9 protein-coding genes are annotated in these 11,194 nt (G+C 71.5%); 1 reads left to right on the top strand and 8 read right to left on the bottom strand.

Going from position 1 to position 11,194, the window contains the following annotated elements; all coding sequences use genetic code 11:
- Positions 1–98 precede the first annotated feature (98 nt).
- The 6 genes from carB to pyrR are packed head-to-tail and all read right to left on the bottom strand — an operon-like array spanning position 99 to position 8,102.
- A complete protein-coding gene (gene carB, locus ABZW30_RS33000; protein ID WP_355674900.1) occupies positions 99–3,416 on the bottom strand; it encodes a carbamoyl-phosphate synthase large subunit in 3,318 nt (1,105 codons plus the stop codon).
- Complete coding sequence (gene carA / locus ABZW30_RS33005) at positions 3,409–4,581, bottom strand: glutamine-hydrolyzing carbamoyl-phosphate synthase small subunit (protein ID WP_355674901.1); 1,173 nt, start codon at positions 4,579–4,581, stop codon at positions 3,409–3,411. The genes carB and carA overlap by 8 nt, the downstream gene beginning before the upstream one ends.
- The gene (locus tag ABZW30_RS33010) at positions 4,578–5,177 is read right to left on the bottom strand and encodes a hypothetical protein (RefSeq protein ID WP_355674902.1); all 600 of its coding nucleotides are present in this window, start codon (positions 5,175–5,177) and stop codon (positions 4,578–4,580) included. Before ABZW30_RS33010 ends, carA begins: the two co-directional genes overlap by 4 nt.
- Positions 5,174–6,478 carry a dihydroorotase gene (locus ABZW30_RS33015; RefSeq protein WP_355674903.1) on the bottom strand — a complete coding sequence of 435 codons (1,305 nt, stop codon included), beginning with the start codon at positions 6,476–6,478 and terminating at the stop codon, positions 5,174–5,176. The genes ABZW30_RS33010 and ABZW30_RS33015 overlap by 4 nt, the downstream gene beginning before the upstream one ends.
- Positions 6,475–7,473, bottom strand: a complete 999-nt coding sequence (locus ABZW30_RS33020; protein WP_355674904.1) for an aspartate carbamoyltransferase catalytic subunit — start codon at positions 7,471–7,473, stop codon at positions 6,475–6,477. Before ABZW30_RS33020 ends, ABZW30_RS33015 begins: the two co-directional genes overlap by 4 nt.
- Positions 7,474–7,478: 5 nt before the next feature.
- On the bottom strand, positions 7,479–8,102 hold the full coding sequence (pyrR, locus tag ABZW30_RS33025) for a bifunctional pyr operon transcriptional regulator/uracil phosphoribosyltransferase PyrR (RefSeq protein ID WP_355674905.1): 624 nt from the start codon (positions 8,100–8,102) through the stop codon (positions 7,479–7,481).
- A 332-nt stretch (positions 8,103–8,434) separates the two neighbouring features.
- Between pyrR and ABZW30_RS33030 the strand changes: the two genes are divergently transcribed.
- Positions 8,435–8,938 carry a transcriptional regulator gene (locus ABZW30_RS33030; protein WP_030056198.1) on the top strand — a complete coding sequence of 168 codons (504 nt, stop codon included), beginning with the start codon at positions 8,435–8,437 and terminating at the stop codon, positions 8,936–8,938.
- 168 nt (positions 8,939–9,106) lie between these two features.
- Here ABZW30_RS33030 and ABZW30_RS33035 read toward each other — a convergent pair whose 3' ends face one another.
- On the bottom strand, positions 9,107–10,027 hold the full coding sequence (locus tag ABZW30_RS33035; protein ID WP_355674906.1) for a hypothetical protein: 921 nt from the start codon (positions 10,025–10,027) through the stop codon (positions 9,107–9,109).
- A gap of 178 nt (positions 10,028–10,205) precedes the next feature.
- A complete protein-coding gene (locus ABZW30_RS33040) occupies positions 10,206–11,033 on the bottom strand; it encodes a thioesterase family protein (protein ID WP_355674907.1) in 828 nt (275 codons plus the stop codon).
- Positions 11,034–11,194 lie beyond the last annotated feature (161 nt).

Below are 11,194 nucleotides of genomic sequence, written 5' to 3' on the forward strand. Positions count from 1 at the left end.
CGGGCGTAGCCCGTCGACTGAGGGGTGACGGCGGACGACGGGCGGGCATGGAAGTGGGGGGCACCAATCCGGCTCCGGTGCCCCCCACTGCGGTGGTGCTACTTGCGACCGGCGTTGATCAGCTCGGCGTGCTCCTGGAGCGACATCACCCCGACCTCGTCGCGCAGTTGCGCGTCCATGCCCTGGACGGCCGCGCCCATCGCCTGGACGGTGGTCAGGCACGGGACCCCGCGGGAGACGGCCGCGGTGCGGATCTCGTAGCCGTCGAGGCGACCGCCGGTGCCGTACGGCGTGTTGATGATCAGGTCGACCTCGCCGTCGTGGATCAGCTGGACGATGGTCTTCTCGCCGTTCGGGCCCTCGCCCTCGCTGTGCTTGCGCACCAGCGTGGACGGGATGCCGCCGCGCTGGAGCACCTCGGCGGTGCCGGCGGTGGCGAGCACCTCGAAGCCCAGGCCGACCAGCGCCCGGGCCGGGAAGACCAGGTTGCGCTTGTCGCGGTTGGCGACCGAGACGAAGACCTTGCCCTTGGTCGGCAGCGCGCCGTACGCGCCGGACTGCGCCTTGGCGTAGGCGGTGCCGAAGACATTGTCGATGCCCATGACCTCACCGGTCGAGCGCATCTCCGGGCCGAGCACGGTGTCCACGCCGCGGCCGTGGATGTCGCGGAAGCGGCTCCACGGCATCACGGCCTCCTTGACCGAGATCGGGCAGTCGGCGGGCAGCGTGCCGCCGTCGCCCTCGGCCGGGAGCAGGCCCTCGGCGCGCAGCTCGGCGATGGTGGCGCCGAGCGAGATCCGGGCGGCGGCCTTGGCCAGCGGCACGGCGGTCGCCTTGGAGGTGAACGGGACAGTGCGGGAGGCGCGTGGGTTGGCCTCCAGCACGTAGAGGATGTCCCCGGCCAGCGCGAACTGGATGTTGATCAGGCCGCGGACGCCGACGCCGCGCGCGATGGCCTCGGTGGAGGTGCGCAGGCGCTTGATGTCGTAGCCGCCGAGGGTGATCGGGGGCAGCGCGCAGGCGGAGTCGCCGGAGTGGATGCCGGCCTCCTCGATGTGCTCCATGACGCCGCCGAGGTAGAGCTCGGTGCCGTCGTAGAGCGCGTCGACGTCGATCTCCACCGCGTCGTCCAGGAAGCGGTCGATCAGCACCGGGTGCTCGGAGATCAGACCGGCGTGCCGCTCCAGGTAGGAGGCGAGCGAGGCCTCGTCGTAGACGATCTCCATGCCGCGGCCGCCGAGCACGTAGGACGGGCGGGCCAGGACCGGGTAGCCGATCTCGTCGGCGATCGCCTTGGCCTCCTCGAAGGAGAAGGCGGTGCCGTGCTTGGGGGCGGGCAGGCCGGCGTCGCGCAGCACGCGGCCGAAGGCGCCGCGCTCCTCGGCGAGGTCGATGGCCTCGGGCTGGGTGCCGACGATCGGCACGCCGTTGTCCTTGAGTGCCTGGGCTAGGCCGAGCGGGGTCTGGCCGCCGAGCTGGACGATCACACCGGCCAGTGGGCCGGCCTGCTGCTCGGCGTGGACGATCTCCAGCACGTCCTCCAGGGTGAGCGGCTCGAAGTAGAGCCGGTCGGAGGTGTCGTAGTCGGTGGAGACGGTCTCCGGGTTGCAGTTGACCATCACGGTCTCGTACCCGGCCTCGGCCAGCGCGAAGGAGGCGTGGACGCAGGAGTAGTCGAACTCGATGCCCTGGCCGATGCGGTTCGGACCGGAGCCGAGGATGATCACGGCCGGCTTGGTGCGCGGGGCGACCTCGTTCTCCTCGTCGTAGGACGAGTAGAAGTACGGGGTCTTGGCGGCGAACTCGGCGGCGCAGGTGTCGACGGTCTTGAACACCGGGCGGATGCCGAGCGCGTGGCGCACCTCGCGGACCACGTCGGAGCGCAGGCCGCGGATCTCGCCGATCTGCTGGTCGGAGAAGCCGTGCCGCTTGGCGTGGCGCAGCAGCTCCGGGGTCAGCTCGGCGGCCTCGGCCATCTCGCGGGCGATCTCGTCGAGCAGGAAGAGCTGGTCGACGAACCACGGGTCGATCTTGGTGGCCTCGAACACCTCCTCCGCGGTGGCACCGGCCCGGATGGCGTCCATCACGGTGTTGATCCGACCGTCGGTCGGCACGGCGGCCTTGACCAGCAGCCCGGCTGCGCTTACGTCGGCCCCCACCGGCTGTGCCCAGCTGAACTGGGAGCCCTTCTTCTCCAGCGAGCGCAGCGCCTTCTGCAGCGCCTCGGGGAAGTTGCGGCCGAGCGCCATGGCCTCGCCGACGGACTTCATGGTGGTGGTCAGCGTGGCGTCGGCGCTCGGGAACTTCTCGAACGCGAACCGCGGCACCTTGACGACGACGTAGTCGAGGGTCGGCTCGAAGGAGGCCGGGGTCTCCTCGGTGATGTCGTTGGGGATCTCGTCCAGGGTGTAGCCGACGGCCAGCTTGGCGGCGATCTTGGCGATCGGGAAGCCGGTGGCCTTGGAGGCGAGCGCCGAGGAGCGGGAGACGCGCGGGTTCATCTCGATGACGATGACCCGGCCGTCGACGGGGTTGACGGCGAACTGGATGTTGCAGCCACCGGTGTCGACGCCGACCTCGCGGATGACGGCGATGCCGATGTCGCGCAGGATCTGGTACTCGCGGTCGGTGAGGGTCATCGACGGGGCGACGGTGATCGAGTCACCGGTGTGCACGCCCATCGGGTCGAAGTTCTCGATGGAGCAGACGACCACGACGTTGTCGCTCTTGTCGCGCATCAGCTCCAGCTCGTACTCCTTCCAGCCGAGGATGGACTCCTCCAGGAGCACCTCGGTGGTCGGCGAGAGGGCCAGGCCCTGGCCGGCGATGCGGCGCAGGTCCTCCTCGTGGTGGGCGAAGCCGGAGCCGGCGCCGCCCATGGTGAAGGAGGGGCGCACCACGACCGGGTAGCCGCCGAGCGTGTCGACGCCGGCCAGCACCTCGTCCATGGTGTGGCAGATGACCGAGCGGGCGGACTCGCCGTAGCCGATCTTGGCGTTGACGGCCTCGACGACGCCCTTGAACAGGTCGCGGTCCTCGCCCTTGTTGATCGCCTCGACGTCGGCGCCGATCAGCTCGACGCCGTACTTCTCCAGCGTGCCCGCCTTGTGCAGCGAGATCGCGGTGTTCAGCGCGGTCTGGCCGCCCAGGGTCGGCAGCAGCGCGTCGGGGCGCTCCTTGGCGATGATCTTCTCGACGAACTCCGGGGTGATCGGCTCGACGTAGGTGGCGTCGGCGATCTCCGGGTCGGTCATGATCGTGGCCGGGTTGGAGTTGACCAGCACGACCCGCAGGCCCTCGGCCTTGAGGACGCGGCAGGCCTGGGTGCCCGAGTAGTCGAACTCGGCGGCCTGGCCGATGACGATCGGGCCGGACCCGATCACCAGGACGGACTTGATGTCAGTGCGCTTAGGCACGCTGGCCCTCCATGAGGTTCACGAAGCGGTCGAACAGGTAGGCGGCGTCGTGCGGGCCGGCGGCCGCTTCAGGGTGGTACTGCACGCTGAAGGCGGGCACGTCGAGCGCCTGCAGGCCCTCGACCACGTCGTCGTTGAGGCAGACGTGGGAGACCTCGACCCGCCCGTAGGGGGTGTCGCTCACCTTGTCCAGCGGCGCGTTCACCGCGAAGCCGTGGTTGTGGGCGGTCACCTCGACCTTGCCGGTGGTGCGGTCCTGCACCGGCTGGTTGATGCCGCGGTGGCCGTACTTGAGCTTGTAGGTGCCGAAGCCCAGGGCACGGCCGAGGATCTGGTTGCCGAAGCAGATCCCGAAGAACGGGGTCCCCCGCTCCAGCACGCCCTGCGCGACGGCGACCTGGTGGTCGGCGGTGGCCGGGTCGCCCGGGCCGTTGGAGAAGAAGACGCCGTCCGGGTTGACCGCGTAGACGTCCTCCAGGGTGGAGTTGGCCGGCAGCACGTGCACCTCGATGCCGCGCTCGGCCATCCGCTGCGGGGTCATCGCCTTGATGCCGAGGTCCAGCGCGGCGACGGTGAACCTCTTCTCACCGATCGCGGGCACGACGTACGGCTCGGTGGTGGCCACCTCGGCGCACAGGTCGGCGCCCTTCATCTCGGGCGACTGCTGCACCCGGGCGAGCAGGGCGGCCGGGTCGGCCAGCGCCTCGCCGGAGAAGATGCCGCAGCGCATCGCGCCGCGCTCGCGCAGGTGGCGGGTCAGCGCGCGGGTGTCGATGCCGCTGATGCCGACGATGCCCTGGTCGGCCAGCGCCTCGTCCAGCGAGCGGCGGGAGCGCCAGTTGGACGCCACCCGGGCGGGGTCGCGCACGACGTAGCCGGCGACCCAGATCTGCTTGGACTCGTCGTCCTCGTCGTTCCAGCCGGTGTTGCCGATCTGCGGGGCGGTCATCACGACCACCTGGCGGTGGTACGACGGGTCGGTCAGGGTCTCCTGGTAGCCGGACATGCCGGTGTTGAAGACCGCCTCGCCGAAGGTCTCGCCGATCGCACCGTAGGCCTGGCCGCGGAAGGTCCGGCCGTCCTCAAGGACGAGCACGGCGGCAGCACGGTCGAAAAACGGGCGCTCCCGCCGTTGGCGCTGCGTGGTGGGGGCAGGTGCGGTCATTGAGCGGCCTCTTCCGTCTTCGTCTTCGTACGTGTTGCAAGCTGAGCGATCGCCTCGATCCAGGCGGTGTGCTCATCGGGGTGGTCGGCCCGGAAGCCGGAGTCCAGCTCGGTGCCCTCGTGCGTCCAGGTGACGACGAGCAGCCCGGAGGGGACGACCTTGCCGGCGATCCCGGAGTCCGTCCGGGCACCCGTCAGGTGCTCGGCCGGGATCCAGAGGTCGGTGTCGCCGGGGCGCTGCACCAGTAGGCCGTCCTCGCCGAGGGTGAGGTCGGCACGGCTGCGGGTGCCCAGGCCGTGCGCGACGACCCGGTCGAGCCAGTTACCGGCGGTGGTGGTGCCGTGGTACCGGCCGCTGGTCTCCAGGATGGTCCGGCCTGTGCGGGCCGGCACGGCGGGCAGCGGGGGGATGCCGGATTGCAGGGTGCGCCGCCAGTTCCAGCCCTGGCGCATCAGCCAGTAGACCAGGCCGATGATGATCAGCAGTCCGATGGACCAGCCGATGTACCCGGGCCAGTTGGTGACCTTCGCCTGCTCCTTGGCGAGCGTGGCGTACGCCGTCACCGCGCCGCTCGCTCGGTCGGCGAGCTCGGTCATGCCAGGCCGCCCTGCTCGGCCAGCTCGCCGGCCAGCACGGTGGCGCGACCGCGCAGGAAGGTGGCGTGCACCCGTCCGGGCAGGTCCAGACCCTTGTAGGGGGTGTTGCGGCTGCGGGTGGCGAAGTTGTCCGGGTTCACGGCACCACGGTACGCGGGATCGAACAGCACCAGGTTCGCCGGCTCACCAGCCGAGATCGGCCGACCGTGCCCGGTGAGACGGCCGATCCGGGCCGGACGGTGCGACATCCGGTCCGCGACGCCCTCCCAGTTCAGCAGGCCGGTGTCGACCATGGTCTGCTGGACGACCGACAGCGCGGTCTCCAGGCCGACCATGCCCATCGCGGCCACGGCCCACTCGCAGTCCTTGTCCTCGGCCGGGTGCGGCGCGTGGTCGGTGGCGACGGCGTCGATGGTGCCGTCGGCGAGCGCCTTGCGCAGCGCCTGGACGTCCTCGGCGGTGCGCAGCGGCGGGTTCACCTTGTACACCGGGTCGTAGGAGCGGACCAGCTCGTCGGTGAGCAGCAGGTGGTGCGGGGTGACCTCGGCGGTGACGTCCCAGCCCTTGGCCTTGGCCCAGCGGATGATCTCGACCGAGCCGGCCGTGGAGACGTGGCAGACGTGCAGCCGGGAGCCGACGTGCGCGGCGAGCAGCACGTCGCGGGCGATGATCGACTCCTCGGCGACGGCCGGCCAGCCGCCGAGCCCGAGCTCGCCGGAGACCTGGCCCTCGTTCATCTGGGCGCCCTCGGTCAGCCGCGGCTCCTGGGCGTGCTGGGCGACGACGCCGTCGAAGGCCTTGACGTACTCCAGGGCGCGGCGCATCAGCACCGCGTCGTCCACGCACTTGCCGTCGTCCGAGAAGACCCGGACGCCGGCGGCGGACTCGTGCATCGCGCCGAGCTCGGCGAGCTTCTTGCCCTCAAGGCCGACGGTGACGGCGCCGACCGGCTGCACGTCGCAGTAGCCGGCCTCCTGGCCGAGCCGCCAGACCTGCTCGACCACGCCGGCGGTGTCGGCCACAGGGGTGGTGTTGGCCATCGCGTGGACGGCGGTGAAGCCGCCCATCGCGGCGGCCTGGGTGCCGGTGAGCACGGTCTCGGCGTCCTCGCGGCCGGGCTCGCGCAGGTGGGTGTGCAGGTCGACCAGGCCGGGCAGGACGATCATGCCGGTGGCGTCGATCTCGATGTCCGCCTCGACCGCCAGGCCGGTGCCGATCGCCTTGACGACACCGTCGGCGAGGTGGAGGTCCTGCGGGGCGCCGCCCAGGATCTTGGCGTTGCGGATCAGGTAGCTGGTCACTGGGCGGTCTCCACGGAGTCGGTGCGGGGGGCGGCGGCGGGTTCGGCGGGACCATCGGCGAATACGGCTCCGCCGAGGAGCAGGTAGAGGACGGCCATCCGGACGGAGACTCCGTTGGCGACCTGCTCGACCACGGTGCAGCGCGGCGAGTCGGCGACCTCGGCGGTGATCTCCATGCCGCGGACCATCGGGCCGGGGTGCATCACGATGGCGTGCTCGGGCAGCTGGGCCATCCGGATGCCGTTCATGCCGTAGCGGCGGCTGTACTCGCGCTCGGTCGGGAAGAACGCGGCGTTCATCCGCTCGCGCTGCACCCGCAGCATCATCAGCGCGTCGGTCTTGGGCAGCACGCTGTCGAGGTCGTAGCTGATCTCGCAGGGCCAGTTCTCGATGCCGATCGGCAGCAGGGTCGGCGGGGCGACGAAGGTGACCTGGGCACCGAGGGTGGTCAACAGGTGCACGTTGGAGCGGGCGACCCGGCTGTGCAGGATGTCGCCGACGATCGTGACCCGGCGGCCCGCGAGGTCCTTGCCGAGGCCCGCGTTCAGGTGGCGGCGCATGGTGAAGGCGTCGAGCAGCGCCTGGGTGGGGTGCTCGTGAGTGCCGTCACCGGCGTTGATCACGCTGCCGTGCAGCCAGTCGGACTGGGCCAGTCGGGCCGGCGCGCCCGAGGCGTGGTGGCGGATGACGACCGCGTCGGCGCCCATCGCCTGCAGGGTCAGCGCGGTGTCCTTGAGGCTCTCGCCCTTGGAGACCGAGGAGCCCTTGGCGGAGAAGTTGATGACGTCGGCGGAGAGCCGCTTCTCGGCGGCCTCGAAGGAGGTCTTGGTGCGGGTGGAGTCCTCGAAGAAGAGGTTGACGACGGTGCGGCCGCGCAGCGTGGGCAGCTTCTTGACGGCCCGGCCGGAGAGCTGGGCCAGCTCCTCGGCGGTGTCCAGGATCAGCAGCGCGTCGTCGCGGCTGAGATCGGCGGCGGAGACGAGGTGGCGCTTCACGCGGGTTACTCCGGGAGGTGCGGTTCGGTGGGCTGGGAGGCCAGGGCCTGCGAGCTGCGGGCGGTGTAGTCGCGGTCGCCGACCAGGACGGCGTCCACGCCGTCGGTGTCGGACAGGCGCACCTGCACGGCCTCGCGCAGCGAGGTGGGGAGGTTCTTGCCCACGTAGTCGGCCCGGATCGGCAGCTCGCGGTGGCCTCGGTCGACCAGGACGGCGAGCTGGACGGCGCGCGGGCGGCCGATGTCGCTCAGCGCGTCGAGCGCGGCGCGGATGGTGCGGCCGGAGAAGAGCACGTCGTCGACCAGGATCACCAGCTTGCCGTCGATGCCGCCGGGCGGGATCTCGGTGTGCTCCAGGGCGCGGGCGGGTTTCAGCCGCAGGTCGTCCCGGTACATGGTGATGTCCAGGGTGCCCAGCGGGATCTCGCGCCCCGTGATCTGGGCCAGCCGGCCGTGCAGGCGGCGGGCGAGGTGGACGCCCCTGGTGTGGATGCCGAGCAGCACGACGTCCTCCGCGCCCTTGGCGCGCTCGACGATCTCGTGCGCTATCCGGGTGACGACCCGGGCGATGTCCGTGCCGTCCAGCACCTGGTGCGGCGGCCGCGGCGTCGGTTCTTGGTGTGCGGTCATGCCGAAGCGGACCTCCTTCCCCGCCTCACGGGACGGGCCTTAAAGGATGTCTGGGATCTGCCCCCGCCTAACCGGGCGTGGGCTTCGGGTCATTCTATCAGCGCCCCGGGAGGCAAATGGACGTCCACCGTTCCGCTTCATCGGGTTAACGCCCTGGACGCACCGATGATGCAGGCCATTCGCACGAGTGCCCCATTCGGCTTGACGCAACTACCTTACTCTACGTAACCTCACAGTGAGTTACGAGACGGCCGTCGAACCCACCGGTAACGGCGTCGACGATCGCCCGTGACCCACCACTGAACGCGAAGCAATCTCGTCCGGGGAGATCAATGTCCAGCGACTACGCGAAGCAGCTCGGAGGCAAGCTCCGAGCGATCCGCACTCAGCAGGGGCTCTCCCTGCACGGTGTCGAGGAGAAGTCCCAGGGGCGCTGGAAGGCAGTCGTCGTCGGCTCGTACGAGCGCGGCGACCGTGCGGTCACCGTGCAGCGGCTGGCCGAGCTCGCCGAGTTCTACGGCGTTCCGGTGCAGGAGCTCCTGCCCGGCGGCACCCCAGGCGGCGCTGCCGAGCCGCCGCCGCGCCTGGTCCTCGACCTGGAGAGACTGACCCAGGTCCCGTCCGAGAAGGCCGGCCCGCTGCAGCGCTACGCGGCGACCATCCAGAGCCAGCGCGGCGACTACAACGGCAAGGTGCTCTCGATCCGCCAGGACGACCTGCGCACGCTGGCCGTGATCTACGACCAGTCGCCGTCGATCCTCACCGAGCAGCTGATCTCCTGGGGCGTGCTCAACCCCGACGCGCGCCGCGCGGTGCGCGAGGAGGACGCGAGCTGACGCTCACCGCACCGGCTCCCATCAATGGAAGCCAGCACGCGTTTCACTCGTGCTGACAAGCAGAAACGTCACGGCGCGGCCCCCGGATCCGGGGGCCGCGCCGCGGTGTTGCGGTGACCGCCACCTCGCCTTCGGTACCAACGCGCCCTTCGGCGCGGCAGCAGCAGTTCAGCAGACCGTGCCCAGGCTGTAGCCCGGCTGCGCCGCCACCCCGTCCAGCCGCACCGTCCGGGCGGCCGGCGCCCAGTCCGGCCCGCCGCTCGACCAGGCCCAGGCGGCCGGCAGGTACTCCCCGCAGGAGGCGGCCGAACCCTGCGAGCCGTGCAGCACCGCGACGCCCGGCAGCTCCAGCGCCAGCCCGGTGCACAGCACCGCGCAGACCAGCTCCAGGTCCTCGTCGTTGATCCGCACCACGCCGTCCTCCCACTGCAGCACCCGGGCCGCGGCGGTGAGCTTCCCGTCCGGCGCGTCCACTTGCAGGCGCAGCTCGTACACCCCGGCGCCCGCGCCGACCAGCATCCGGCGGAACACCTCGCCCCCGCGCTGGTAGGCGGCGCGCACCCAGCGGGCGTGCTCCTCGTCGATCTCGCCCGCGCCCCCGTACAGACCGCCGTCCAGCAGCAGGTCCGCGTGGCAGAGCGTCAGCCCGTTCTCCCGGGCCCTCACCAGGCGCGGCACGAAGTCCCCGGCCAGCTCCTCGCCCTGGTAGGCCAGCAGCTGGGTCTGCAGCGGCGGGTTGACCAGGTACCGGTCGCGGGAGGCGGGCTCGGCCGGGTCCAGCCGGTGCAGCAGGCAGAACTCCTCGAAGTCCTGCGGGTGGAACATCCGGGCCCGGACGGTCTCGAACCGCTCCAGGGCGTCGGCCAGCAGTTCGGCGGTGTCGGCCAGGTAGCGCTCGTAGTCGGGAGCGTCGGTCACACCCCAGGCCCGGGCCCGCCGGAAGTCCGCGGCGTTGGTGAGCACCCCGATGACGAACGCCTGCTCGGCCCCCTCGACCGGCCGCGGCCGGTGCGGCGCCCGCAGCGCGGGCCGCAAGCCGCCGGCGGTGCAGTCGGAGTTACGGCGGGCGCGGCCCTTGCGGCTGGTCATCGAGGCTCCTGGCGTCGGCGGGCGACCGTCGGCGGTGACGGTCAGCGGCGAGGGCTCGCCGCTGACCGTGTTACTCCCCAGTTCCGCGCGCCACACACGTACGGCGTGTCACAGGAATGTAACCACCGGTAATACCGGTGGCCGCCTCCGAGTCACCTCACGCCGGATCCGCGTCACCTCACGACGAACGCGGCACCCGGGCCAGCTGGCGGGACTGGGCGACCAGACGGCCGGCCTCGTCCCAGATCTCGGCGTCCTCCTCGAAGTAGCCACCGGCCAGGTTGCGGGTGGCGTGGGTGACCCGCAGCCAGCCCGGGGCCGGCTTGGCCCGCAGGTGGACGGTCAGCTCGATGGTCGGGGCCCAGCCGGGCATGCCGAGGTCGAAGGTGACCGGCGGCAGCGCGTCGGCGACCAGCAGGAGCAGCAGCGGGTCGGGCTCACGGCCGTCGCGGAGCCGGAACCAGCCCTGGATCCGCCCGGCGCCGGAGGGCTGCCCGAGCGCCCAGCCGACGGTGGCCGGGTCGAGCCGCAGGTCGAAGCGCTCCAGCAGGGCGGCCTGCTCGATCAGCTGCTTGGGCGCGTGCTCGACGCCGATGCACTGGTCCGGCGGCGGCAGCTGCGGCGGGGTGGCGCTGGTGCGCACCTCGCCCTCGGCGGCGGCGAGGTCGCCGTGGCTGGCCACCACCCGCAACCGCTCGACGCCGTCCTGGCTGAGCGAGGCGGTGCCGGTGGACAGGCCGCGACCGCTGCGCAGCACCTCGGTGCGGACGGTGGCCGGACCGGGCGTGGAGGCGGACAGGTAGTAACCGCTGATCGACACCGGGTCCGGGTGCTCGCCGTGCTCCAGCGACAGCGCATGTCCGGCCACGGCGAGCAGCAGGCCGCCGTTGACCCCGCCGCCGATCTGCCAGCCGGCGCCGAGCTCGGCGTCGTAGCGGCCGGACTCCTCGGGATGTCTGGTCAGGGCGATGCCCTGGTCGAACTCGCTGCGGGTCGCGGTGGTCATGAGAGGTGGCCTGCCCTTCAAGTTACTGGCGAGTAGGGCTCCACATTACGCCTGCCGGGTGCACCTTGCGCCTGCCCGGTGAGCAGAACGGCCGCCGGACCCGAGATCTCGGGTCCGGCGGCCGGGGGGGGGGGGTCACCCCATAACGGCGGGTGGTGGGG

This window comes from Kitasatospora sp. NPDC004669 (assembly GCF_040609455.1).
GTDB lineage: Bacteria > Actinomycetota > Actinomycetes > Streptomycetales > Streptomycetaceae > Kitasatospora.